General features: G+C 53.5%; 27 protein-coding genes. 25 read left to right on the forward strand and 2 right to left on the reverse strand.

The window, feature by feature from the left end:
* Positions 1–30 precede the first annotated feature (30 nt).
* From GX030_00935 to GX030_00945, 3 genes are all read left to right on the forward strand, one after another.
* The gene (locus GX030_00935) at positions 31–411 is read left to right on the forward strand and encodes a hypothetical protein (GenBank protein ID NLV90942.1); all 381 of its coding nucleotides are present in this window, start codon (positions 31–33) and stop codon (positions 409–411) included.
* Between the two features lie 36 nt (positions 412–447).
* A complete protein-coding gene (locus GX030_00940) occupies positions 448–2,052 on the forward strand; it encodes a prolyl oligopeptidase family serine peptidase (GenBank protein NLV90943.1) in 1,605 nt (534 codons plus the stop codon).
* A 198-nt stretch (positions 2,053–2,250) separates the two neighbouring features.
* Complete coding sequence (locus tag GX030_00945) at positions 2,251–2,745, forward strand: ferritin family protein (protein NLV90944.1); 495 nt, start codon at positions 2,251–2,253, stop codon at positions 2,743–2,745.
* A 99-nt stretch (positions 2,746–2,844) separates the two neighbouring features.
* Here GX030_00945 and GX030_00950 read toward each other — a convergent pair whose 3' ends face one another.
* On the reverse strand, positions 2,845–3,657 hold the full coding sequence (locus GX030_00950; protein NLV90945.1) for a sugar phosphate isomerase/epimerase: 813 nt from the start codon (positions 3,655–3,657) through the stop codon (positions 2,845–2,847).
* A 475-nt stretch (positions 3,658–4,132) separates the two neighbouring features.
* Between GX030_00950 and GX030_00955 the strand changes: the two genes are divergently transcribed.
* Positions 4,133–4,915, forward strand: a complete 783-nt coding sequence (locus tag GX030_00955) for a GTP-sensing pleiotropic transcriptional regulator CodY (protein NLV90946.1) — start codon at positions 4,133–4,135, stop codon at positions 4,913–4,915.
* An 88-nt stretch (positions 4,916–5,003) separates the two neighbouring features.
* Here the strand turns inward: GX030_00955 and dinB are convergent, their stop codons facing one another.
* Positions 5,004–6,179: a DNA polymerase IV gene (dinB, locus tag GX030_00960; GenBank protein ID NLV90947.1), complete on the reverse strand. Its 1,176-nt coding sequence runs from the start codon at positions 6,177–6,179 to the stop codon at positions 5,004–5,006.
* 146 nt (positions 6,180–6,325) lie between these two features.
* On the opposite strand from dinB, the gene GX030_00965 reads away from it, so the two are divergent.
* The 21 genes from GX030_00965 (at position 6,326) to GX030_01065 (ending at position 24,495) form a co-directional block, all read left to right on the forward strand.
* Positions 6,326–6,565, forward strand: a complete 240-nt coding sequence (locus tag GX030_00965; protein ID NLV90948.1) for a hypothetical protein — start codon at positions 6,326–6,328, stop codon at positions 6,563–6,565.
* Positions 6,562–6,822: a hypothetical protein gene (locus tag GX030_00970; protein NLV90949.1), complete on the forward strand. Its 261-nt coding sequence runs from the start codon at positions 6,562–6,564 to the stop codon at positions 6,820–6,822. The genes GX030_00965 and GX030_00970 overlap by 4 nt, the downstream gene beginning before the upstream one ends.
* A 162-nt stretch (positions 6,823–6,984) precedes the next feature.
* Positions 6,985–8,253, forward strand: coding sequence for a GTPase HflX (gene hflX, locus GX030_00975; GenBank protein ID NLV90950.1), 1,269 nt, complete (start codon positions 6,985–6,987; stop codon positions 8,251–8,253).
* Positions 8,254–8,358: 105 nt separating this feature from the next.
* Positions 8,359–9,276: a DUF1385 domain-containing protein gene (locus GX030_00980; protein NLV90951.1), complete on the forward strand. Its 918-nt coding sequence runs from the start codon at positions 8,359–8,361 to the stop codon at positions 9,274–9,276.
* Between the two features lie 137 nt (positions 9,277–9,413).
* A complete protein-coding gene (gene prfA, locus GX030_00985) occupies positions 9,414–10,490 on the forward strand; it encodes a peptide chain release factor 1 (protein ID NLV90952.1) in 1,077 nt (358 codons plus the stop codon).
* Positions 10,487–11,365, forward strand: a complete 879-nt coding sequence (gene prmC, locus GX030_00990) for a peptide chain release factor N(5)-glutamine methyltransferase (GenBank protein ID NLV90953.1) — start codon at positions 10,487–10,489, stop codon at positions 11,363–11,365. Before prfA ends, prmC begins: the two co-directional genes overlap by 4 nt.
* A gap of 31 nt (positions 11,366–11,396) precedes the next feature.
* A complete protein-coding gene (locus GX030_00995) occupies positions 11,397–12,467 on the forward strand; it encodes a threonylcarbamoyl-AMP synthase (protein NLV90954.1) in 1,071 nt (356 codons plus the stop codon).
* A 59-nt stretch (positions 12,468–12,526) separates the two neighbouring features.
* A complete protein-coding gene (locus GX030_01000; protein ID NLV90955.1) occupies positions 12,527–13,159 on the forward strand; it encodes a hypothetical protein in 633 nt (210 codons plus the stop codon).
* A gap of 90 nt (positions 13,160–13,249) precedes the next feature.
* Positions 13,250–13,735 carry a low molecular weight protein arginine phosphatase gene (locus GX030_01005; protein NLV90956.1) on the forward strand — a complete coding sequence of 162 codons (486 nt, stop codon included), beginning with the start codon at positions 13,250–13,252 and terminating at the stop codon, positions 13,733–13,735.
* Positions 13,736–14,170 (forward strand): ribose 5-phosphate isomerase B, encoded by a 435-nt coding sequence (rpiB, locus tag GX030_01010; protein ID NLV90957.1) that lies wholly within the window; start codon positions 13,736–13,738, stop codon positions 14,168–14,170.
* 59 nt (positions 14,171–14,229) lie between these two features.
* Positions 14,230–14,859 (forward strand): uracil phosphoribosyltransferase, encoded by a 630-nt coding sequence (upp, locus tag GX030_01015; GenBank protein NLV90958.1) that lies wholly within the window; start codon positions 14,230–14,232, stop codon positions 14,857–14,859.
* Between the two features lie 40 nt (positions 14,860–14,899).
* Positions 14,900–15,367 (forward strand): cytidine deaminase, encoded by a 468-nt coding sequence (locus GX030_01020; GenBank protein NLV90959.1) that lies wholly within the window; start codon positions 14,900–14,902, stop codon positions 15,365–15,367.
* Positions 15,368–15,556: 189 nt separating this feature from the next.
* Positions 15,557–16,594, forward strand: coding sequence for an undecaprenyl/decaprenyl-phosphate alpha-N-acetylglucosaminyl 1-phosphate transferase (locus GX030_01025; GenBank protein ID NLV90960.1), 1,038 nt, complete (start codon positions 15,557–15,559; stop codon positions 16,592–16,594).
* Positions 16,595–16,704: 110 nt separating this feature from the next.
* Complete coding sequence (gene wecB / locus GX030_01030) at positions 16,705–17,859, forward strand: UDP-N-acetylglucosamine 2-epimerase (non-hydrolyzing) (protein ID NLV90961.1); 1,155 nt, start codon at positions 16,705–16,707, stop codon at positions 17,857–17,859.
* 204 nt (positions 17,860–18,063) lie between these two features.
* Positions 18,064–18,555 (forward strand): F0F1 ATP synthase subunit B, encoded by a 492-nt coding sequence (gene atpF / locus GX030_01035; GenBank protein ID NLV90962.1) that lies wholly within the window; start codon positions 18,064–18,066, stop codon positions 18,553–18,555.
* Entirely contained in the window at positions 18,552–19,094 is a 543-nt protein-coding gene (atpH, locus tag GX030_01040; GenBank protein NLV90963.1) for an ATP synthase F1 subunit delta, read from the forward strand. The genes atpF and atpH overlap by 4 nt, the downstream gene beginning before the upstream one ends.
* A gap of 18 nt (positions 19,095–19,112) precedes the next feature.
* Entirely contained in the window at positions 19,113–20,621 is a 1,509-nt protein-coding gene (locus GX030_01045) for a F0F1 ATP synthase subunit alpha (GenBank protein NLV90964.1), read from the forward strand.
* 13 nt (positions 20,622–20,634) lie between these two features.
* Positions 20,635–21,531 (forward strand): ATP synthase F1 subunit gamma, encoded by an 897-nt coding sequence (gene atpG, locus GX030_01050; protein ID NLV90965.1) that lies wholly within the window; start codon positions 20,635–20,637, stop codon positions 21,529–21,531.
* Between the two features lie 55 nt (positions 21,532–21,586).
* A complete protein-coding gene (atpD, locus tag GX030_01055; GenBank protein ID NLV90966.1) occupies positions 21,587–23,014 on the forward strand; it encodes a F0F1 ATP synthase subunit beta in 1,428 nt (475 codons plus the stop codon).
* A gap of 2 nt (positions 23,015–23,016) precedes the next feature.
* Complete coding sequence (atpC, locus tag GX030_01060) at positions 23,017–23,433, forward strand: ATP synthase F1 subunit epsilon (protein ID NLV90967.1); 417 nt, start codon at positions 23,017–23,019, stop codon at positions 23,431–23,433.
* 117 nt (positions 23,434–23,550) lie between these two features.
* Positions 23,551–24,495, forward strand: coding sequence for a hypothetical protein (locus tag GX030_01065; GenBank protein NLV90968.1), 945 nt, complete (start codon positions 23,551–23,553; stop codon positions 24,493–24,495).
* The last annotated feature ends 6 nt before the right edge of the window (positions 24,496–24,501 follow it).

Here is a 24,501-nt window from a genome sequence, read left to right on the forward strand (position 1 = left end):
GCAACAACGATACCCAAGAGGGGGAGGACAATGCAGCCGTTTCGCCCGTATCTCAATGGCTACTACGATGCTGGCAATCAGCTGGCGGAACATATCAAGGGGAGAATCATTCAGGCCACGGCCCAGGAAGGACTCATCAAGGAGGGACTCAAGTCCGTCGAGGAGTTCGAGGCCCGTAGGTGCCGGGTAAAGGAAGCCTTTTTGCGGGCTTTAGGGGGACTTCCCGATGGGACCCATCCCCTGCGTGCCCGGGTCACCGGTGTAGTGGAGCGACCGCACTTTCGCATTGAGAAGGTAATTTTTGAAAGTCTCCCGGGTTTTCCCGTGACCTCCAATCTCTATCTGCCTAAGGATCTCGACTCTCCTCGACCCGCGGTCCTGTTCCTGTGCGGTCACTCCCGGGAGGCCTAGGGGTATCCCGTTTATCAGCGGGTATGTCAGGCTCTGGTGAGAGCTGGATTTGTCGTCTTGGCCATGGACCCCTTGGGTCAAGGGGAGAGGATGCAGTACGTAGATCCCCAGACCGGCCAGCTGGTGGTCAATTGGGGAACCACCGAGCATTCCCATGCGGGATTGCAGTGCACCTTGACCGGTGCCAACATTGCTCGCTACTTTGTTCACGATGCCGTCAGAGCCGTGGATTACCTCTGTACCCGCCAGGAGGTTGACCCCAATCGTATTGGGGTCACCGGTAACTCCGGTGGTGGAACTCAGACCAGTTATCTGCTGATGGTTGACCAGCGAATCAAAGTGGGAGTGCCCTGTACCTACATTACATCAAGGGAGCACTATCTCCAAACGGGCCAGGCCCACGATGCCGAGCAAAACCTGTATGGAGCTGTGTCTGAAGGGATAAATTACGATGATTTCGTGACTGCCATCGCTCCCAATCCCGTTATGATTGGTGCCGTGGCCTCAGACTTCTTCGTCATTGAAGGGACCTTGCAGAGTGCCAAGCGAGCTCGGCATGTCTACCAGTTGTACCAGCGTCCGGAGAACTTCCGGTTGGTTGTAGCGCCGGGAATTCATCGCTATGCTTCGCTGCTGCGCCGGGAAGCTGTCAAGTGGTTCCAGTATCACTTAATGGGGATCGGGTCGCAACTTGAGGATGTTATTGTCACGGATCCCCTGGAGCATTGGGAGACCATCACCTCACAACGGGACTTCACCGAGGAGCAGGACGAGGGATTTGCCCTGGAGCCCCTTCCGGATCAGGAGTTGTGGTGCACCGAGTCTGGTCAGGTTTACATTGACCAGCCCAAGGCACCTAAGGTATTTCATTTCAATCGGGAGGCATCCCAATCGGCTCCTCCCCTGACCAACCCGCGAGAAGTGTTACGGCAGGCGGTGCTCGGTGAGCGGGTTCGCAATCCCCTTTGGGTGCGATGCCTGGACTCTGGCCGTGAAGGCGATCTAGAGTGGCATCAGGTGTTCTTCTTCACGGAACCCGGCATAGCCGTCAGTGGGATCTGGGTTACCGCTGATGCCAAGGCTGCTCCCTGGCTAGTGCTTTCCGAGGAGGGCACCGAGGTTCTGGCGACAAATCCCGCCGGTATTGCAGACTTGGCTCGGGAAAAGGGGCGGCTGTTCCTCTTCGATGTGAGGGGGATTGGAGCGGTCAAACAGCGGCCCATCAATCCCCGGGACTATTCCGGGCTATATGGAACGGAGTTTGTCCTTAACTACAACGCCATTATGCTCAAGGACAGCCTGGTTTGGATGAGGGCCTACGATGTCCTTAGGGCCTTGGAGTATGTGCAGGGGGTTACCGGACAAAGCCCTTCCCTTGTTGCCTATGATTGGCTGGGACCCATTGCCTTGGCGGCAGTGGCTGCCTGGGACAACACCGTTGCCCAAATGGAGTACCATCGACTGCTCGCTGACCTTACCTCAGTGATTGATACAGAACTGCACCTTTGTGAACATCGACTGGAGGCCTTCGACCTGGCTCGAATCCTGGATATTCCCGGTCTCTTAGCCCAGTATCGAGATTCGGTGACGGTCAAATCCTCCGTTGATGGTAGAGGTCGCCTGCGAACCAGCGCTAGCTAGAAGCAATTGCTAGACCAGCTTGGGAGTGCATGTTTCTTGGTGCACTCCCTTTTTCTTGGTAGATTTCTCCTTTGCCCTTATCGATGCCGTGGCAGTGGGATCGACGGTTTCGTCGGCCCTTGGAGTGGGCTTTTAGGTTTCACCAGTGGGAAAAGGAGGTAAGTAACCACCAAAAGGATACATATGGGGGTTGATTTGGTGAAAAGTGCCTTCGATTTGGCTCTGGAACTGGAAGTTGACGGCAAGGAGTATTATTTGCAGCAGGCGGAGGCTATCGATGACCTTCAGCTGAAACAGCTCTTTACCATGTTAGCCGAGGACGAGGAGAAGCACTACCAGATCATCAAGAGCATGCGAGATCGTGGTGAGTATCAGGACCTCGATGTTGACTCAGAGGCTGTAGCCGCGGCCAGGAAGATTTTCGCTAGCCGGGTCAAGTCCGGTGAGATTTTTCGCGTCGAGACCAATTACTTAGAGGCCTATCAACACGCCGTCAATCTAGAAAAGGAAAGTTTTCAGCTTTACTCCACTTTAGCGGAGGAAGCCACCAGCGACGGGGAAAGGCAGTTATTCTTGAAATTGGCCAAGGAAGAGGATGGACATAGGATTATTTTGGAAAACCTGATGGAAGTCATTGGTCGACCGGAGACCTGGGTGGAAAGTGCAGAGTTCTATCATTTGGAAGAGTACTAACAATCAACGGCCTGGGACCAGTCTGCCTTAGGGAACGGGCACTAAGATGACAAAAGCTACTATGGAAGCCCCATAGTAGCTTTTGTGTGTCAAGGTTCTCTAGAAGTGGTCAGCAAAGCCCATCTTCTTGATGTTTTCCATGCTAATACGCAGGGAGTCAAAGGGATCCCGACCATAGGTGTTGTCTTGCTCAATAGGCATGTATTCTGTACCGCACTCAATGCAGGCTTGAATAATTCCAGGGAAATCCAAGTTGCCTTCACCGATTTCGGCAAACTGTACCATTTCAGCCATGGACTGGGGCCCGGTGAACTCCTTAGGAGGAGCTATTCTATAGTCCTTGAGATGAACTATTTCAACGCGGCCCTTGAGTTTTCTAATCCAAGCGATGGGATCCTGTCCACCCCGCTGAATCCAGTGGGTATCCAGCTCAATACCTACATACTCAGGATCGGTGTTCTCCACTAGGAGGTCAAGGGCGAATTTGCCGTCAAACTTCTCGAACTCAAAGTGATGGTTGTGATAAAAGAGCTTAAGCCCATGTTCCTTTAACTTCCGACCGTACTTATTGAGCTGTTCAGCATACTCCAGGTATTTATCTTTTTTGCCCATGTATTCGAAGGGAAGGGCGCCTATCCTCAGATATCTGGTCCCCAGCAGCTCAGCATGCTCAAGGAGCTTGTCAAAGTCCTCAGCTAGGCTATCCATCCTTCTGCGTGGATTGGTGTTCTCAACGACGGTACTGAGGGCACAAATATCCATCCCCAGGTCATCGACCGCGGTCTTCATCTCTTTGACGTTAGCCTCGGACATTTCTACCTGAGACATCTCCACAGCTCTGTATCCTATGTCATGGAGTTTCTTTAGGGTAGCAAAGGCACCATCGGTTTGGAAACTTTCTCGGACCGTCATTGCTTGTACCGCGACTATTGGCTTACTCATATCATCGCTCCCTCTCATGTATTTGGCTTTTCTTGGCGAATTAATAATTCGTTAAACTGGTAATCTTTCCTTCAATTATGAATGCGCCCAAAAATACAAGAAAAGGGAGGAATCCATTAGCCGCTCAGGACCAGGTGTCGAAGCCCGTGGGATAATCTACTAATTGATCAAAGTGAAGCATTTGTAATCAAAAATTCACACTTATACGGATAAATGGACTTGCGACCTAGAATAGGATGAAATATAATGAGGTTACACAAATAAAATATATTTTTTAAGGTTCTTTTACTTCTTCTTGTTTTTAATTGTGCGTCAGTGAATTGTATGAGGACTTAGAAGTGACGCCTACCATTTACAACGTTTCAACTTTGTAAAGATGTTTTCCTGCTAAACACCAACCAATTGAGTGGGTTAGATAGTACAAGCACTAGAGAGGATGTTCAATTTGTTATTGAAGCGTATGCAAAACGTTTCGCAGGTTCTCCAGAATGAGGGAAACGATATCGACTTTCACGATCTGGCGGAGGTCTTGCGAGACACCTATGAAAGAACCAGCGTATACTTGGTTAGCCGCAAGGGTAAAGTGCTAGGCTATGCGCTAGAACAGAATCAAGAGAGCACCGATTTCGATGCTGCCTGGATTAACGTCGGGCGGATGCCAATGGAAGTTAATTCGGTGTTGCTTAAGGTCGGAGCCACCACCTATGGACCGGAGACCGGCGCTATGCTCGATCAGCCTAACGCCATGATTGTTCCCGTTGTCGGAGCCGGTCGTCGGGTGGGCACTTTGCTGTTCCTCAAGAGCAATGGAGATTTTGACTTGGACGACCAGGTGATCGCCGAACATGCAGCCACCGCTGCCGGTATGATTATCTCTGCAGCATTGATTGAGGAAGAAGAAGACGAGGCCGAAGAGCGCCGCATGGCTCGCTCTGCTATCAAGAGTCTCTCCTATTCCGAGATTTTGGCGATGCAACATATCTTTGATGAGCTGCAGGGCGATGAGGGTCTGTTGGTTGCCAGTCGGATTGCCGATGAGGCCGGGATTACCCGCTCCGTCATCGTCAACGCCTTACGTAAGCTGGCTTCTGCCAACGTAATTGAATCCCGTTCTTTGGGAATGAAGGGAACCTATCTGAGAATCCTTAATAAGGAGATTCGTGCAGAGTTAGAGGCACAACGCTATCCCTTCCTCAACACCTCCTCTTCAGTTAAGCAAGAGGCGTAGGAATAACAGGATAAATTAGGGCCGCTTCCCATCCAGGAGGCGGCCCTTTATGGTGAAAGACGTTTTCCGCCATCGGGGGGAAGGGGAGCTAGTAGATGATTCCCCGCTTGATGACGGCCTTGCCGTATTTTAGGTTAATCTGATCGAGGGTTTCTGTTAACTTGTCGGCGGCAGGATCCTGGTCAAAGAGACTAAGTTGCTGTCTATGACTCAATGAAGAAGCATAGACACCTAACAGGCGAAAGGCACCGGGAGTTACCGAAGTCTCAAAGAGTTCCCAGGCGGTGTCAAAGATGCTCTGATCGTCGTTGATTCCCCGGGACAGAGTTTTGGCTCTGGTGACGGTGGTAAAGTCACTGTACCGGGCTTTTAGAGTAATCCTTCTGCCAAAGACGTTACTGCGGCGCATTCTCCAGCCAACATTGGCGGCAAGCTCCGCCACCGCGCGGCGCAAATCCTCCCGGGCCGATAAATCCCGGGGAAAGGTGGTCTCATGGCCAATGGATTGCGCCTCTTCTCCGTCGGCGATGACCGGACGATTGTCTATTCCTCGGCTTAATTGGTATAAATGTCTACCCTGTTGCCCAAATCGAGCCTCTAACCAGTCACAGCTTTGGCGCCGCAGGTCTGCCACCCTTTCGATCCCATAGCTGCGTAAGAGAGCTTCGGTTTTTTCTCCCACACCCCAAAGCTGACGAATATCTAGGGACAAGAGAAAATCGTCGATCTCTTCGGGATAGACTATCGTAAGACCATCGGGTTTTTGCTGATCCGAGGCCAGTTTGGCCAAGAATTTGTTGGTGGCAATTCCGATGGAGGCGGTCAAGGATGTGGCCTGGTAAATCGCGGCTTTGACCTGGCGGCCGATGTCCTCGGCGGATTCGTAGAAGTGTTCGCATCCCGTCATGTCGATAAAGGCCTCATCAACGGAGATGGGCTCCACCACGGGGGAGAACCGGCGAAAGATGTCATGGATCTGTCGGGAGACAGACTGGTATACCTCCATGCGAGTGGGAATAAAGATGGCATGGGGACAAAGCTTCACCGCCTGGGCTATAGGCATTGCCGAATGAATCCCATAGCGTCGGGCTTCGTAGGAGCAGGTGGAGACAACGCCCCTGACAGAGTCCCGACGACCGCCGACAACAACGGGTTTTCCCCGCAGAGAAGGATTGTCCCGTTGCTCAATGGCGGCAAAGAACGCGTCCATGTCCACGTGCATAATCGTTCTGTCTGGCAGATGGCGCCCTGGCTTAGTGGCCATGGATTCTTCCTCCTTGTTGCTGGTTCTAGCCCTATTGTATGCTAGGATGTCCCCGGTGTACAGGGTGCGGTTATCCCGTCCTTGCCTGGGATACACTAGTTTTGTCCCTGAAGTGTTGTCTAATTTGGCAAGGAGGGAGTCGCAAGGTGCGGGAGAAACACATTAGGTTTGGTGGAGTTCGCTTTGAGAACTTGGCCCCGCCGGAAGAGATCAATCGATTTGTCCGGGAACTACCGGAAAGTGATAGAGAATCGATGTTTCAAGTGGTGCAGAAACTGAGGGAAGCCGGGTTGATCGTCACTTACGACGGGGATAATTCCACCGTCGATACCGAGATGATGCCTTACCTGGTTCCCAACACCAAGGACAAGGAGGAGGAGCGGTGATGGCGGATAAGGCCTGTCCAGTCCCAAGGAACGAGCTCTATGCCATCGTTGAACAGGCGGCTGAGGATTACCTAGAGGCCTTTAAACCCCCATATTCAACGCTTCATGACCTCAACGGCACCCAAAGGGCGGAATTACTGGCTTTGATCAGAAAGCAAACCGGCGCCGATATCGATCAGGAGCAGTGGTCCTACCTTGAAGACAGACCGGATCTGGAGGTTGAGGATATTGTCAATGCCTTGAGCTTGCCAGAATAAGGGGATGGCGTCAGGACCGGAGAGTTTGCTTGCAGTAATGCTCTGCTACGGGCAGAGCATTACTTGGTTTTAGCTGTGACAGTCAGCTCCTCCAGAATCTGTAGGGGGAAAGGGGCATTGGCGGCGAAATAAGGGTCAGGGGAAGTATAGGAGGCGATCACAGTGACACAGGAACAGGGAAGAACTGAACGGGCGGTCCTGGTGGGGTTAGAGTTGTCTCAAGGACAGCAATGGCCTGTGGAGGAGTCCTTGGCGGAGCTGGCGGAATTGGTTAGGACCGCGGGAGGAGAAGTGGTGACAGAGGTGATCCAACGCCGCGGTGCCCCAGAGCCGGCGACCTTAATCGGCACAGGGAAAGTGGCGGAGGTTAAGGCGGTAGTCGAGGACTTAGAAGCCGACATAGTGGTTTTTGACGATGAACTGTCACCGGCGCAACTGCGCAACCTTGAAGAGGCCTTGGCCGTCAAGGTATTGGATAGAACCCAGCTTATCCTAGATATTTTCGCCCAGCGAGCCCGGTCCAGGGAGGGAAAGCTCCAGGTGGAGTTGGCCCAACTGCAATATCTGCTTCCCCGGTTGGCCGGGATGGGCACGGTCCTGTCCCGATTGGGTGGCGGGATCGGGACCAGGGGTCCGGGGGAAACCAAGTTAGAGGTAGATCGGCGCCGGATTCGAACCCGAATTCGAGATCTGCGGCGGGAGCTGAACAAGGTAGTCGCCCAGCGAGAGGTGCTCAGGCAGGAGCGAAGTCGGAATCAAGTGCCGGTAGTGGCTCTGGTGGGGTACACTAATGCCGGCAAGTCCACCTTGTTGAATGCGCTGACCGGTAGTGAAGAGGTGTATGCCGCCAACCAGTTGTTCGCTACCTTGGATCCCACCATGCGGGCGGTGGACTTGGCCGGAGTGCGCCGGGTGATTATCTCCGACACCGTGGGCTTCATCCGGAAACTACCCCATACCCTAGTGGCTGCCTTTCGGGCCACCTTAGAAGAGGTGGTAGAGGCTGATGTGATCCTACATGTTGTCGATGTGGCTCACCCCAATTACCCGCAGCAAATGGAGGCAGTCTTCGAGGTGCTAGAGGATCTGGGGGCGGCGGGGAAACCTACCATTACCGCCTTTAACAAACGGGATCTCCTTCCCCAGGAACAGGGGGAAAATATTGCCGCCCGGTATCACCAGGCGGTAAGTATCTCGGCTGTCACCGGTGAAGGGCTAGAGGAACTAGAGCAGCTCCTTTTAGAGGCTATCCCGCAGCAATTGATCCAGGGAGTCTTCTTGGTTCCCTATTCAGAAGCCGGCGTTGTGGAGCAGATGCACCAGTGGGCAAGGGTGATCCGGGAAGAATACACAGAGGCGGGGATCCAGTTGGAGCTGGAGGTAGATCCGGTATGGAACAGTCGCTGGCAGTCCTTTGCTCAGGGGAAATGACAAGCTAGGGTACCGATAGCGGCCCGGGTGTGATATAATACTAAGACGATATGGCAACGACAGTGGTCAGGTGGCTTCTGTTCGATGCAATAAGGGGGTGTACCCATGGCTAGAGGCTTCAGCTACGGCGGTCAAGCTGTCATTGAGGGAGTGATGATGCGGGGAGCCAAGGGAATTGCGACAGCCGTTCGCAAGACCAGCGATGATATCATCGTGCAGGAGGAAAGACTGCAACCCTGGTCCCAAAGATATCCCATCCTCGGCTTGCCCTTTCTTCGCGGTATGTTTGCTCTGGTTGAGACGATGATCATTGGTCTTAAGTCACTATCCTTTTCCGCCAGTGCCTATGCCGAGGAAGATGGCGAGGAATTGACCGTCAAGGAAGTAGTCTTGACGATGGTAGTTGCCTTCGGTTTGGCCGTTGGCCTATTCATCGTGTTGCCGGCCTTCTTGATCCGGTGGGTACAAAGTAGTATCACCAGTAACGTGGTGTTGAATCTGGTGGAAGGCGCCATAAAGATTGGGCTCTTCTTAGCCTACGTTGTGGGAATCTCCACCCTTGAAGACATTCGTCGGGTGTTTGAATACCACGGTGCTGAACACAAGACGATCAACTGCTATGAAGCGGGAAAGCCCTTGACGGTGGAGAATGTACGGAGCTTTACAACCCTACATCCCCGTTGTGGCACCAACTTTGTCCTGCTGGTCTTGTTGACTAGTATCCTCGTCTTTTCCTTTTTTGGCCGTCCGCCCTTCTTGCAAAGGGTACTCACTCATCTGGCGCTGCTGCCGGTGGTGTCAGGGATTTCCTACGAGCTGATCAAACTGGCGGCTCGCAATAAATTAGTTAGGGTTTTGGTGTATCCCGGTTTGCTTCTCCAAAAGCTAACAACTCGGGAACCCGACGATAGTCAGATTGAAGTGGCCATCAAGGCGTTGAACACGGTTTTGGCTCAGGACACCATTCAAGCTGACTCGGTGACAGGTAACGAGAAGCAAATTCGTACCGGATTGGTGCATTAGTAGATTGTCAGAGGACCCGGGTACTTTCTCCAAACTCCGGCAGGTTAGGCCATGCCTAATTCCTGTTTTGATGTAGTCGAGAAGGTGATATCCGGGTCTTGTTGTGTACAAAAGCGGTAGAGAAAGAGGGTGAAGTAATGATAGAGAGACTAAAAGCCGTCGAAGAACGTTACCAGGAATTGAACAAATCCCTCAGTGATCCTGAGGTGATTGCCGATCAAAGTAGGTTTCAGAAGTTGGCTAAGGAACATGCCGATCTGCAGGAATTAGTGGAGCACTTTCGGGAGTATCAGCGGGTAACGAAGGAATTAGCCGATGCCCGGGAGATGCTGGCCGGCCAGTTGGAAGAGGACTTTCGAGAACTGGTCGAGGCCGAGCTAGAGGAGCTGACGGAACGGCAAGAAGAGCTGGAGCATACTCTTAAGGTACTGCTGCTGCCGAAGGACCCCAACGATGATAAGAACGTCATCATTGAGATTCGGGCCGGAGCCGGCGGTGAGGAAGCTGCTTTGTTTGCCGGAGATCTTTTCCGGATGTACACCCGCTACGCCGAAGAAAAGGGCTGGAAAAGCGAGATTATGAGCCAAAACGACACCGGTCTCGGTGGCTTCAAGGAAGTCATCTTTATGATTGAAGGTTCCGGTGCTTACAGCCGCCTTAAGTATGAGAGCGGAGTGCATCGGGTCCAACGCATTCCCACCACAGAATCCGGCGGTCGGATTCATACCTCCACGGCAACGGTAGCAGTCTTGCCCGAGGCGGAGGAAGTAGAGTTGGAGATTGCCCCCAATGAACTGCGGATTGATGTCTATCGATCCAGTGGCCCCGGGGGTCAATCAGTTAACACCACCGACTCGGCGGTACGAATCACCCACATCCCAACGGGTTTGGTGGTCTCCTGTCAAGACGAAAAGTCCCAGCACAAGAACCGGGAGAAGGCAATGCGCATTCTCCGGGCTCGGCTCTATGACATGATGCAAGCCCAGCAGCAGGCGGAGCTAGCTGAGGCGCGGCGCAGCCAGGTGGGAACAGGGGATCGCAGTGAGCGTATTCGTACCTACAACTTCCCCCAGGGCCGGATCACCGACCATCGGATCGGCCTGACCTTGTACCAGCTGGAACGGGTGCTCGATGGTGATATCGATGAGATCATCGACGCGTTGGCTACCGTAGAGCAAGCTGAACGGCTGCAAGCGCTGGAGACTGGAAAATGAGAAAAGGGCTACCGACGGTGATGGAATTGGTCAAGAAAACCGCGGACTTTTTCGCCGCGGAGGGGATTGCCTCGGCCCGGCTTGATGCGGAAGTCCTGCTTGCCGACGTCCTTGGCTTGGACCGAATTCACTTGTATGTCAATTTCGATCGCCCCTTGGAGGAGGCTGAAGTTGACCGATATCGGCAAGCGGTGATTCGCCGCGCCCAGCGGGTGCCGGTGGCCTATATCACCGGAGAGAAGGAGTTCATGTCGCTGCCCTTTAGTGTCAATCCCCAGGTGTTGATTCCCCGCCCTGAGACGGAGTTGCTGGTAGAAAGGGTGGTATCCCTCCTTCCGAGGGAATTTGCCACCGGGGGCGCCAAAGTTGCTGATATTGGTACGGGAAGTGGAGTCATCGCCATTTGCCTTGCTCTACAGTCGCAGGTAGAAGAGGTTTGGGCAACGGACATCTCGCCTTCGGCATTGCAGGTGGCAAGGGCCAATGCTGCTCGGCACCAGGTGGAAGGGAAAATAAGGTGGGTCCAGGGAGACATGCTAAAGCCCTTGGAACATCTGGGCCCGGACTTCTTTGATTTCATTGTGTCCAATCCCCCCTACGTACCCACTGCCGCCATCGGTAAAGACTGTCCGGAGGTGCTCAAAGAGCCTCGCAAGGCTCTAGATGGCGGCAGAGACGGACTTGCCTATTACCGGATTTTGGTGGACCAGGCTCCTGGGCTCCTGCGGCCCGGAGGCTGGTTGTGTTTGGAAATCGGTGCCGATCAAGGCCCTAGGGTGCAAAGGCTAATGGAGCAGAGTGGTAGGTTTGACAGCCCTCAGATCATCAAGGATCTGGCCAACCTAGATAGAGTGGTGATTGGCAGGGTACGGTAGAGGGAAGGGGTGTTCTCGGGCGGTGAAGGTTGTGCAAACTAAGATACTACAGGTCAAAGCAGGAGATTTGACGGAGAAACAGATTCAGGAAGTCCTTGCGGTTTGGCGCCGCGGAGGTCTTGCTGCCTTCCCCACGGAGACGGTGTATGGCTTGGGTGCCAATGCTTTGGACGCAGATGCCGTCGCCGACATCTTCGCGGCCAAGGGTCGGCCCGCTGACAATCCCTTGATTGTCCATATCGGGAGGATCGATCAGGTGAAGGAGCTGGTAACGGAGTGGACCGATACTGCCCAAGCCTTGGCTAGCCGGTTTTGGCCAGGGCCATTGACCTTGGTCTTGCCAGCTTCTCCCGTGGTTCCTGGCATCACCCGCGGCGGGTTGGCAACGGTAGGGATTCGGATGCCTTCCCATCCCGTGGCGCTGCGCCTGTTGCAAGCGGCTCAGCTTCCCATTGCCGCTCCCAGCGCCAATACCTCCGGTCGCCCCAGCCCCGTGGATGCTGGGGATGTTTGGGAAGACCTAAAGGGTAAGATCGATTTGATTGTGGATGGCGGTAGGACAGGCTTGGGGATTGAGTCGACGGTAGTGTCCCTGGAAGCCGGTGCCCTGCGGGTGCTGCGGCCGGGAGGAGTAACGGTAGAGCAGCTTCGGCAGGTGGCGCCGGTGATAGTCGATGCCGGTGCCCTGGGTCAGGTTCCCGTCGAGGGTCCCGTTGCCTCCCCGGGGATGAAGTATCGGCATTATGCGCCAAAGGCCCCGGCGACGTTGATCGAAGGCGAGGACCTCGAAGCCCTTGCCGCTAAAGTCCAGGAGGTAGTGGCCGAGCTAGCCCAATCGGGGATTCGAGTGGGAGTAATGGCCTCAGAACCCACCTGTAATCGGGTTACAGCCTTGCCGGAGCAGGAGAGGATTTTTGCCCTTAATGTCGGTCCTCGGGGCGATACCGAGGTAATTGCCGCTAATATTTACTGGGCCCTGCGGGAACTGGATCGAATTGGAGTGGATCATATCGTCATTGAGGGAGTACCCCTGTCGGGGATGGGCCTGGCAGTGGCTAACCGGCTGCGAAAGGCTGCGGGGTACAATATCATCACGATATAGGTTTAGAACGGGGAAAAGTCGCATAGAACATACTACAACCTGTAGTGGGGGGTAGTATTGTGAGCGTACTGGAGTTCATCTCCTTAGGAATCGCTCTGGGCACCGATTCCTTTTCGGTCTCGGTGGGAATCGGGCTCAACCCTTTGCGATGGACCACTATCGTCAAGTTGGCCTTATTGTTTTCTTTAACTCAGGTTATTCTGTTTACCGGTGGCGGACAAATCCATGCCATCATGGATTGGCTCTTGGCATGGGCTGCCAACTGGTCCGGTACCGGGCTTAATTCTACACTGACCGCGGATTTGGTGTCGGTATTGGCTACCGTATTTTCGCTGATTGGAGCAGCGGTGCTAGCGGGAATGGGTATCAATATGCTATGGGGAGCTCTGCGGCGCCGGTCCTCGACGACAACTCCGGTATACTATTCCGGCTGGCTGGGGTTGCTGGCCTTGGCTTTTAGTGTCAGCATTGATGCCTTGACCGCGGGAATTGGCGTGGGAATGCTGACCCACATCAACTACTGGATGGGAGCCTTGATTCTCTCCCTGGTCATCGGCGGGATGGCCTTGGTGGGCTTGCTCTTGGGCCGGCAGATCCACCGGTGGATTGGGTCTGGAGCCGAGATTGTCGGCGGAGTGCTGCTGATCGCCTTGGCAATCCATTTTTTTCTTGCCTGTGGACTCTTGGCTTAGGTGAAGATGGTTTGGTGCCCCGGGAAAGTTAGCGCAGGGAAACCCTGAGTCGGTGTGGAAACTAGCTTGTTGGGAAAGGCGGAGGATGTTGTGAACATTTTGCTGGCTTGTATCGGTAATACCTGCCGCAGTCCTATGGCCGCGGGATTGTTGCGACGTCTGGCTCAAGAGGTAGGTCTTGAGCATATTGACGTAAAATCCGCCGGACTGAGTGCTTGGTCCGGGCAGCCGGTCTCGCAACACAGTGTAACGGCGATGCAATGGCGAGGCGTCGATATTTCGGACCATACAGCGACATCGCTGACTGAGCCGTTGATTAGATGGGCGGACCTGATTTTAGTGATGACTTCCGGTCACAAGCGGCAACTGCAGGATACTCCCGGCATAGAGGGCAAGTTGTACACCTTGGGTGAGTACGCAGCAAAGCTTGCACCAACCTCTGGCAGTTCACAGGAGTACGGTGATGTTCCCGATCCCATCGGCCAGCCCTTGGCTGCCTATGAAGAAACCGCGGAGCATCTAGAACGTCTGTTGAGGATCATCGTAGAGAGTTTGAAGACTGGGGAGGAACAGTGATTGCGAGTAATCATCGGAAATGATCACGCAGGAGTAGCGGTGGCAGAAGCTTTGGTTGAAGTATTGCGGGAGATGGACTGTGAAGTCAAGCACATCGGTACCTTCTCTACGGAGAGCGTGGACTATCCTGATTATGCGGTGCAGGTGGCCAAGGCTGTTGCCTCCGGTGAATACCACCGGGGAATCCTAGTATGTGGTACCGGTATCGGCATGTCCATTGCCGCCAACAAGGTGGCCGGTGTCAGGGCGGCCCTCTGTGCGGAGCCCTATTCCGCAGCTTTGTCCAGATTACATAACGATGCTAATGTCCTTTGCCTGGGGGCTCGGGTGCTGGGTCCGGGGCTAGCGGAGGAGATCCTGCGGACGTGGATGACCACCGAGTTTAGTGGTGATCGCCACCAACGCAGAGTGGACAAGATCAACAGTTTGGATTAGCAGATTTAGGCACAGGCGCAAGGTGATTTGAGTCGGTTAGTGATGAAAGGGGAAGGACAATGGGAAGAGTAGCGGTTATTGATCATCCTTTAATTCAACACAAGCTGTCTATTATTCGCAACGTCGATACCGGACCGAAGGAGTTTCGGGAATTGGTCGAGGAAATTTCACTCCTGATGGGCTATGAAGTAACTCGGGATATGCCTCTGGAAGAGATCGTAGTGGAGACTCCCATGGGGCCAGCCACCTGCCAGACGATTTCCGGTAAGAAAATCGGCATCATTCCGGTACTGCGAGCGGGATTGGGTATGGTCAACGGGATCCTGCAGTTGATTCCAACGGCTAAGGTAGGACACATTGGGGTCTATCGGGATCCGGAAACCCTCAAGCCCGTCGAGTACTACTGCAAGCTGCCCACGGATATCGAAGAGCGTGAGTTGATTGTCGTGGATCCAATGTTGGCCACTGGCGGATCGGCCATCGCCGCCATCAGCTTCATTAAGGAGCGGGGAGGCTGTAATATCAAGCTAGTGAATCTCATCGCTGCTCCCGAAGGAATTGAGGCGGTACAGGCAGCCCATCCTGATGTGGATATCTTCACGGCTGCGGTGGATGAAAGACTCAATGACCAAGGATACATTATTCCTGGATTGGGAGATGCCGGGGATCGTCTCTTCGGAACGAAATAGAGGCACACCGATAGGACAAGCTCTTGAAGTGAAAGATGTGATGCCGGTGGAACAAAGGCAGAATCGACCATCATGGGACCAATATTTTATGGAGATCGCTACCCTAGTAGCGAAGCGCTCCACTTGTTTGCGACGGCAGGTGGGGGCGGTCCTAGTCAGGGACAAGCATATCCTGGCGACGGGCTATAACGGTGCTCCTGCGGGACTGGCCCATTGTAGCGAAGTGGGTTGTTTGCGAGATCAGCGCCAGATTCCCTCCGGTGTACAGCATGAAATGTGCCGTGGTATTCATGCCGAGCAAAATGCTATTATCCAAGCGGCACTTCATGGAGTCAGTACCCAAGGAGGCACCATCTACTGCACCCACCAGCCCTGCATTCTCTGCGCGAAGATGATTATCAACGCCGGCATTCGGCGGGTAGTTTTCGCGGGAGACTACCCTGACGAACTGTCTCGCCAGTTGCTGACGGAAGCTGAGGTGGAGCTGGTACAACTCTCCCAGGACTAGTAGGTTCTACAAACCTCCCCTTAAGGCTTTGACTTGATGGCAAGGGATATATACACTTAAGTTAGAATTATTTCGATAGAGTTAACTTAAATTTGTGCCTGCTTGATTTCTGTTGTGCCTGGGAGGGAGTGATCTGCTGTGGAGTTTTTCGCCACTATTTCGCAGTTTGAGCCTTCAGTTTGGTGGAGTTTGGCCAAGGGTTTTTTCGTTGCTTTGCTTGTGGCCTTGGGGATTACCCCCGTTGTTCGTAGATTGGCCCTACGGACTGGCACAGTAGAGCATCCCAATGAACGGCGCATTAAAAAAGGGATAATTCCCACAGCCGGTGGTGTGGCCATCGTACTGTCCTTTTGGGCTGGAGCTTTGGCTTCCGGCCTGTTAGGGCAAGAGACCTTGGCGCTTCTGTTGGGAACGATAATAATTCTAATCACTGGAATTATTGACGATCGCCGGGAATTGCGCCCCTTATCGAAGTTAATCGGTCAGGTGGGGGCTGCTGTCATTGTGGCCCTGGGGGGCGTTAGGATCGAGTTTGTGACCAACCCCTTCGGTGGGATGTGGTATCTCGGCTGGTTGAGTATCCCGGCAACGGTACTTTGGATTGTGGCCATCACTAACATGATTAATTTCATCGATGGGTTAGATGGATTGGCAGCAGGGGTTTCGGCCATTGCCTGTGCTCCGCTACTCTTGGTTGCCCTGCAGATGGGGCATCTTGATGCCGCCGCGATGACAATCGCCTTAGCCGGTGCTGCCCTGGGATTTCTGCGCTATAACTTCAATCCCGCCCAGATCATTATGGGTGATACTGGGGCACTGTTTCTTGGATTCACTCTAGCCGTGGTCTCAGTCCTTGGGGCGATGAAGGGAGCTGCCACGGTAGCTATGGCTATTCCTGCCCTAGCCCTGGGGCTGCCGATTTTTGACACCACCTGTGTGGTGATCCGTCGGGTACGGAACGGAAAACCCTTTTATGAAGCTGACAGCAGTCATCTGCATCATTGCTTGTTGGCGGAAGGGTTCTCTCAGCGACAGGTAGTGGGAGTGCTGTACGGTGTTGCCTGTGGTTTGGGTGCCGCCGCTGTGGTGGTAGCCTTTTCTAGTAAAGTGATGGCACTCACCATTTTGTTAGGCGTGGTATTCACCGCAGTCAGCGTAGCCCGTCGACTGCCCGGTGTTTCGTCCCAGTCCTCCCCGGGATCCGGTCACAATGGATTATCTCTGTGAGAAGTCATGCAGTCTTTGTAACTCAGTATTTGCCTGCCCGATTCGTGGCGGGCACTTGCTTTATTTAGAATATCTATGCCATAGGTTTGGGTGGTGGAAGGGGTGTCGGTATGAAGAAAATAATGGCTATTTTTGGGACTCGACCGGAGGCGATTAAAATGGCTCCGGTGATCAAGGAACTCCAAAGACAAACCCATTGGTTTGAAACGCAAGTTGTGGTGACAGGACAGCATCGTGAGCTCCTCACCCAGGTATTGGACCTGTTTGAAATCACTCCTGATATCAATCTCCAGATTATGCGTCATAATCAAAGCCTAACGGATATGACCTCCGCGGTGATTCGTGGCTTGGAACCCGTCTTTCGACACATGGATCCCGATGTAGTGTTGGTCCATGGGGATACGACTACCACCTTTGCTGCCAGTCTGGCGGCTTCCTACCATCAGATTACAGTGGGCCATGTGGAAGCAGGGTTGCGCTCCAATGCCCGTTTTGATCCCTTTCCTGAAGAAATGAATCGCCGCCTCACCTCTGTCTTAGCCGCTTTTCATTTCGCCCCGACGGTGGCAGCAGCCAAGAACTTGCTCCGGGAACATGTGCCCGCCGAAGACATCTTTGTCACTGGCAACACTGTGATCGACGCTTTGCAATCCATGGTGGAGCCGGACTATCGCTTTCAGGATCCCCAACTAGCCGCCTTGGCAGAGATGGCAGCGGAGCGTAGGATTGTGCTTTTGACCACCCACCGCCGGGAGAATTGGGGAAGGCCAATGACCCGGATCTTTTCGGCTATCATGCAGATCGCGTCGGCTCATCCCGAGGTCTTGGTGGTGTTTCCGGTACATAAAAATCCCTTAATTCGAAAGTTAGCTGAGGAAATGTTAGGAGGACGGGACAATATCAAGTTAATTGATCCTCCGCCCTACAAGGATTTTGCCAACCTGATGGCCCGATGTTACTTGATTGTTACAGATTCAGGGGGATTGCAGGAAGAAGGTCCGGCTTTAGGTAAACCAGTATTGGTCCTGCGCAACACCACAGAGCGCCCCGAGGGAGTTGCCGCGGGCACCGCGGAGCTGGTGGGGACTGAGATTGCGACCGTTGCCGGCAGGATTAATCGGCTGCTCACCGATGCTGATGTCTATCGCCGGATGGTCGAATCAAAGAATCCCTATGGTGATGGGGGTGCAGCAGAGCGGGTAGTCGCGGGTCTTGCCTACAAACTAGGGTTAACTCAAGCGCGGCCTGGGGACTTTGACTGTTAGCTGGGGGTTGAGCAAGTTTAGTGGGCAGTTTTAGCTCGATGGCTAGCATTTCCAATGTATTTGTGATATATTTCTCTAAGTGAGTGAATGAGAATTCGGGTTTTATGTTAATTCATTGAGTGATTTGGGAAATTATACTACAATGAGACTTGTTGCATGGCTACCACTTACACGGATACACGTCATGGCAAAGGAGGTAGGTGAATGGTTCCGGCGGCAATTGCTTGGGATTCCATCGCTCAAGTTGTTAACTTGATCCTGTTGGTATTCGTGGTTTATAAACTGCTGCGAAAACCTGCTGGTGATTTGGTATCCAAACGCCAAGAGGATGTAGCTTCTTCCTTGGAAGCCGCAGAAGCTCGCTTACAGGAGGCGGAGAAGAAGTTAGCCGAGTATCAAGCGAGAATGAACAGCGCGGAGGAAGAGGCTAAGGCCATTTTGGAGCGGGCAGAGCAGGCAGGCAAGGATGCTTCCCAGAGGATTCTTGAGGAGGCCGCTCAGGAGGCAGAGCGGCTCCTGCAGCGGGCAAAGGTTGATGCTGAGATGGAACGGGAGAAGGCTTTGGCAGCAGTGCGGGCTCAGATCCTTCAGACCGCTGCCCAAACAGCGCATCAGCTGGTTAGAGATAATCTAACCCGGGAGGACCAGGAACGTCTTAATCGTAAATTCATCAGCGAGGTTGGGAATCAGGTATGAAAAGCCGAAGTTTAGCAAGGCGCTATGCCAGTGCGTTGATGGAACTCGCCGAGGAGCAGTCTTTAGTAGATGAGGTGAGCAGGGATCTGACTTTAGTAGTTGATACCCTCGCCACCAGTGAGGACTTCCAAGGGGCGTTTTATGGTCAGGTGAAGCCTCACGCAAAGCAAGAAATCATCCGGGAGATTTTTGCTTCCAGTGTTACGGACCTAACGTTGAATTTTTTGCAGTTCTTGATCCAGAAGCGTCGAGAAGATCAGTTGGAGACTATCGCGGAAGTTTTCAAAGATCTGACTTATCAACGAAAGAATCTGGTGGATGTGCAAGTAACTGCAGCCACGGACTTAACAGAGGATGAAATCAAGACTCTTAAGGTCAAACTGCAGCACATGACCGGAAAAAATGTTGAGTTACAAGTCAAGGTAGACCCAAGCCTCTTAGCAGGTATTAGGGTACAGGTAGGGGACCTTGTGTTAGATGGCAGTGTGGCCAATCGACTGCAAGCATTAACGAAGCACTTACAGTCCACCAGTGTGTGAAAGGGATGAGGTGAGGCTATGGCTATCAGGCCAGAAGAGATCAGCTCTATTCTGAAAAAACAGCTGCAGGAATTCCAGATGGAAGTTGAAGTCAGCAGCGTTGGTTCTGTACTTAGTGTTGGAGACGGAATTGCCAGAGTCTGGGGTTTGCAGGATGCCATGTCCAATGAGCTCCTGGAGTTTCCCAATGGACTCTATGGAATCGCACTAAACCTCGAAGAAGAGAATATCGGTTGTGTTCTCCTTGGGCCCTACGATCAAGTTAAGGAAGGGGATCCCGTCAAGCGCACCGGTCGGATTGTCGAGGTGCCTGTGGGCGAAGCGCTGATTGGCAGGGTAGTCAATCCCTTGGGTCAGCCCTTGGATGGTAGGGGCGAGATTAATGCCACCAAGTTTAGACCCATTGAATCTGAGGCACCGGGAATCGTTGATCGTCGTGGTGTACATGAGCCTCTACAGACGGGACTCAAGGCCATTGACTCCTTGGTTCCCATCGGTCGAGGTCAGCGTGAACTGATTATCGGTGACCGGCAAACGGGGAAAACCAGCTTAGCGGTAGATACGATCATCAACCAAAGGGGCGAAGATGTGATCTGTATCTATGTGGCTATCGGCCAAAAGGCCTCCACCGTCGCCGGTGTAGTTAATGTTCTAAAGGAATACGGCGCGATGGATTACACCATCGTAGTGGCAGCCACGGCTTCAGAGCCTGCGCCGTTGTTGTATATTGCGCCCTATGCCGGTTGTGCTATGGGTGAAGAGTTTATGTATCAGGGTAAACACGTCCTGATTGTCTACGACGATCTGACCAAACACGCTGCCGCCTACCGTGAGTTGTCTCTCTTGTTGCGGCGTCCGCCGGGTCGTGAAGCCTTTCCAGGCGACGTCTTCTATCTCCACTCCCGTCTCTTGGAGCGGTCCGCTAAGTTAAGCGATGAACTGGGAGGGGGATCCTTGACGGCTCTACCTATCGTTGAGACCCAGGCCGGGGATATTTCCGCCTACATTCCAACTAACGTTATTTCAATTACCGACGGACAAATCTTCTTGGAGTCCGACCTGTTCTACTCTGGTATTCGTCCAGCCATCAGCGTCGGTCGTTCTGTGTCCCGGGTCGGTGGTTCTGCCCAGATTCCAGCGATGAAGCAAGTGGCTGGACCACTGCGCTTAGACCTATCGCAATATCGGGAGTTAGCTGCCTTTGCCCAATTCGGTTCCGATTTGGATCGGGCTACCAGAGCGCGCCTCACCCGTGGTGAGCGGGTCACGGAAATCCTCAAGCAGGGTGAGCATGTGCCGATGCCCATTGAGGAGCAGGTAGTGTCCATCTTTGCCGCGACCAACGGCTACTTGGATGATATCGCAACGGAGAATGTCGGTAAGTTCGAACAGGGCTTGCTCAACTATATGCGCAATCAGAAGGCTGATCTGTTGTCGGCGATTAAGAACGAAGGCAAGATGAGCGGCGAGCGATTGGCAGAGCTCAGGCAGGCCGTGGAGGAGTTTAAGGAGCTCTTTACCGACTAAGGGGGGGGCGACCATGGCAGGACAATCGATGCGGCATATCAAGCGCCGGATAAACAGTATTAATAGCATTCAACAGATTACTCGAGCGATGGAGATGGTCGCTGCGTCAAAGTTGCGACGAGCCCAACAACGGGTTAATTCTTCCCGACCCTTCACCCAAGGGTTGAGTCAGGTGTTGGCGCAGCTGGTGGCCAGCGAAGCCTCGAGCTATGGACAAAGGGCTCTCGGCGACCTGCATCCTTTGTTGGCCTTGAGGGAAGGCGATAAGGTATGTTACCTTGTTGTCACCTCAGATCAAGGGCTGGCAGGGGGGTTCAATACAAATATCACCCGGTATGTGGAACGCAAGTTGGCAGAGAATCCCAGTTCTAGTCTCGCAATAGTGGGACGTGTCGGTCGGGATTATTTTGCCCACCGGGGAGTGGAAAGGGTCGGAGAGTGGGTGCAGCTGGGAGATGAACCCTCGACCACGGTGGCCCGGGTGATTAGTGACCGATTGGTCAGCGGGTATCTGGCTGAAGAATTCGATGAGATTCGCCTCGTGTACACCGTGGCCAAGTCAGCGATTAGTCAGGAGTTGGTGGATGAACAACTCCTACCCATCGACGTTGAGAAGGTCACGGCATCGCAGCCAGAAGCGGACTGGCGAAAGGAATACATCTATGAGCCTTCTACCCGGGAGATATTTTACCACATTTTCCCCAGATATGTGGAGAATGTCATTTATAGAGCACTGGTGGAATCGAAGGCCAGTGAATTGGCAGCTCGGAGAACGGCGATGCGTAACGCCAGCGATAACGCTCAGGAAATGATCGATGAGCTGACCATATCCTTCAACCGGGCGCGTCAAGCCGGTATTACTACCGAGATTTCCGAAATTGTCGGTGGCGCCGAGGCACTGAAGGGGTAACAGGATTTTAAGGAACAGTTGCAAGACTAGTCACTTTCGATGAGGAGGGAGCGCCATGGGAAGCGAGGAGCAGCGCATTGGCCGTGTTAGTCAAGTTATTGGTGCTGTAGTTGACGTTGAGTTTCCTTCCGACCAGCTGCCGGATTTGAATAATGCTATTACCGTCGAGTTAGGCGACGGGGACCAACGGACTCGGATAGTCTTAGAGGCGGCGCAACATCTGGGTAACAACACAGTCCGGTGTGTCGCCATGTCATCCACTGATGGTTTGCAAAGGGGTGCGAAGGCGGTAGATACCGGGCGCCCGATATCGGTTCCCGTAGGTGAGGGCGTCCTCGGTAGGGTCTTCAACGTACTAGGCGAGACCATCGATGGCCGGGATGATGAGGTGAAAGCGGTCCGAGTGGAGCCCATCCACAGGCCGGCTCCGGCGGTAGACGAGGTCGAACCCGCCGATGAAATGTTGGAGACCGGGATTAAGGTTGTCGACTTGTTGGCCCCCTATGCCCGGGGAGGAAAGATCGGATTGTTTGGTGGAGCCGGTGTCGGTAAGACGGTTCTCATCATGGAACTCATCCGTAACGTGGCCCAAGAGCACGGTGGATATTCGGTCTTTTCCGGTGTGGGAGAGCGGACCCGGGAAGGAAATGAATTGTATTATGAAATGATCGAGTCCGGAGTTATTGACAAGACGGCAATGGTATTCGGACAGATGAACGAGCCTCCCGGTGCCCGTCAACGGGTAGCCTTGACTGCCTTGACGATGGCTGAATACTTCAGGGACGAGCTAGGTCAGGACGTGTTGCTTTTTATTGACAACATTTTCCGCTTTACCCAGGCTGGTTCAGAGGTCTCGGCACTACTGGGGCGGATGCCCTCGGCCGTTGGCTATCAACCAACCTTAGCCACGGAAATGGGCCAATTGCAGGAGCGGATCGTTACCACGAAGAGAGGGTCTATTACTTCGATTCAGGCGATTTATGTGCCCGCGGATGACTACACTGACCCGGCGCCGGCAACAACCTTTGCTCACCTCGATGCCACCACTAACCTAGAGCGGAGTATTGTGGAGAAGGGTATTTACCCGGCAGTGGATCCCTTGGCTTCTACGTCTCGGATCCTATCGCCTGAGGTGTTAGGGGAAGAGCACTACCGGGTGGCGCGGGGAGTACAAGAGATTCTGCAGCGCTATCGGGAACTGCAGGATATTATCGCCATCTTGGGTATGGATGAATTGTCTGAGGATGACCGGATGACAGTGGCCCGAGCTCGGAGAATTGAGCGATTCCTATCGCAACCCTTCTTTGTCGCCGAACAGTTTACCGGCATACCGGGCAAGTACGTTCCGGTGAAGGAGACTGTGCGGGGCTTCAAGGAAATCTTGGAGGGCAAACACGATAACCTACCGGAGGAAGCCTTCTACATGGTGGGTACCATCGATGATGCCGTTGCCAAGGCTCGAGAAATGGAGGAGCGTGAGTAATAATGATCGCCGAAGGGCCAATTCGGTTGCAGATTCTCACCCCCCAACGATTGTTAATCGAGACGCAAGTGGAATGCATCTTGGCGCCCAGCATTGACGGAGCCTTGATGGTACTGAAGGACCACGCACCGATGGTAGCAGCCTTAGATGTTGGTGTTTTTGAGTTTGGGACTCGGGAGGACCGACGAATAGCTGCTGTCAGCGGGGGAGTTATGCTGGTCCAAGACAACGAGGTCGTGGTTCATGCCGATAGTGCGGAATTGGCTGCAGACATCGATGTTGCCAGAGCCCGGAGGGATCTTGAAAAAGCCAGAGAAAGTCTGCGAACCCGTACCTCGGAGCGAGAGGCCAGAATGGCTGAATTAGAGCTGCGAAAGGCAGTCAATCGCTTGAAAGTGGCCGGAGAGCCCATTCCATAAAGAAAATGCTTGTTGATGTACAGGCTGCGCTTAGTGCGCAGCCTTTTTTTGTATAACGGGCCCTTGCCTGGCAATAATGGGGATGGAAGCGAAATTTTGCCAGAAGGGGGTAGGCCCATGTGGTGGCAAAGGCAGCGATTCAGGGAGGATCAGCCAGACTACCCGCAGTGGGAGCTCATCGAGGAAGACTCTCTGGGGTTGGGGCGCCAGAGGCTGACGGTAGAATGGCAGCACTGGCGCAGCCGAGGGTACAGGCTTCTTGCTGGGTATTGTCGACGATTGCTTCTGGTCTGGATGTTCCTCTTCTTGCTTACCTACCAATTCTCTGTAGTTGATGCCGGTTTGCTGGAGTACAATCCCATTGCTGTGGCTTTGGATGCCGCCAAGGTGCAGTCCGATGCCTACCAGCTGACCGTTTGGAGTACTCGCCATCTACCGGGTCAGCAGCCTGACCGGGAATTGTTGAGCCAAGGTGCAATGCTGTTGGTCGAAAAGGCCAATTTCACTGCGGTCGGTGAGTCGAGATGCTATCCCGTGGAAGGAGCTTGGGTCTGCGAAGTTGGTGCAAAGAAAAAGCACCAGGAACTCACGGTAATTAGCCGTTGGGAACCGGCCACCGGTAAGGAACACAAAAACCACCTGACGGTCCTTCAGGTTCGAGGTCTATCCAGGGAGGAGATGCAGGAAAACTCCCGCCGCTATACCCATCTGGTCTCGGCGCTAACGGGATCTTCCGCCCAATGTGCCGTGACAGCTGCCGGGATTGTCCCAGAGAGAGTTCTTTCGGAATTGATCGGGGAAATGCAAAGGACCTTGACCCGGCATCGTTTTTGGCCGGTGGAGCTCAGCGTGCCCACGGCCAATGTCTCGCCGGCCAAGGATGGTGTTTGTCTGTTGGTAGGAAGGGCTCGGGTGCCCAAAAACCGGGTGCTGACCTTTGAGATTGGTCGGGCAGGAACCGGCAGCCCTCCTCGGATTTGGGCCTCCGTCTATCCGGCAACAAAAATGCCGGAAAAAGTGGAGTCCCTTACATATGTGACCAGTAAGTGGACAGAATACTAGGGAGGT

The organism is Bacillota bacterium (assembly GCA_012727955.1).
Taxonomy (GTDB): Bacteria; Bacillota; Limnochordia; order DTU087; family JAAYGB01; genus JAAYGB01.

Excerpts from the sequence above, each read along its gene's own strand:
- GX030_00935 (NLV90942.1), top strand. The coding sequence starts at position 31 with ATGCAGCCGTTTCGCCCGTATCTCAATGGCTACTACGATGCTGGCAAT.
- GX030_00950 (NLV90945.1), bottom strand. The coding sequence starts at position 3,657 with ATGACGGTCCGAGAAAGTTTCCAAACCGATGGTGCCTTTGCTACCCTA.
- dinB (NLV90947.1), bottom strand. The coding sequence starts at position 6,179 with ATGGCCACTAAGCCAGGGCGCCATCTGCCAGACAGAACGATTATGCAC.
- GX030_00980 (NLV90951.1), top strand. The coding sequence starts at position 8,359 with ATGGCTAGAGGCTTCAGCTACGGCGGTCAAGCTGTCATTGAGGGAGTG.
- prfA (NLV90952.1), top strand. The coding sequence starts at position 9,414 with ATGATAGAGAGACTAAAAGCCGTCGAAGAACGTTACCAGGAATTGAAC.
- prmC (NLV90953.1), top strand. The coding sequence starts at position 10,487 with ATGAGAAAAGGGCTACCGACGGTGATGGAATTGGTCAAGAAAACCGCG.
- upp (NLV90958.1), top strand. The coding sequence starts at position 14,230 with ATGGGAAGAGTAGCGGTTATTGATCATCCTTTAATTCAACACAAGCTG.
- GX030_01020 (NLV90959.1), top strand. The coding sequence starts at position 14,900 with ATGCCGGTGGAACAAAGGCAGAATCGACCATCATGGGACCAATATTTT.
- wecB (NLV90961.1), top strand. The coding sequence starts at position 16,705 with ATGAAGAAAATAATGGCTATTTTTGGGACTCGACCGGAGGCGATTAAA.
- atpF (NLV90962.1), top strand. The coding sequence starts at position 18,064 with ATGGTTCCGGCGGCAATTGCTTGGGATTCCATCGCTCAAGTTGTTAAC.
- atpH (NLV90963.1), top strand. The coding sequence starts at position 18,552 with ATGAAAAGCCGAAGTTTAGCAAGGCGCTATGCCAGTGCGTTGATGGAA.
- GX030_01045 (NLV90964.1), top strand. The coding sequence starts at position 19,113 with ATGGCTATCAGGCCAGAAGAGATCAGCTCTATTCTGAAAAAACAGCTG.
- atpG (NLV90965.1), top strand. The coding sequence starts at position 20,635 with ATGGCAGGACAATCGATGCGGCATATCAAGCGCCGGATAAACAGTATT.
- atpD (NLV90966.1), top strand. The coding sequence starts at position 21,587 with ATGGGAAGCGAGGAGCAGCGCATTGGCCGTGTTAGTCAAGTTATTGGT.
- atpC (NLV90967.1), top strand. The coding sequence starts at position 23,017 with ATGATCGCCGAAGGGCCAATTCGGTTGCAGATTCTCACCCCCCAACGA.
- GX030_01065 (NLV90968.1), top strand. The coding sequence starts at position 23,551 with ATGTGGTGGCAAAGGCAGCGATTCAGGGAGGATCAGCCAGACTACCCG.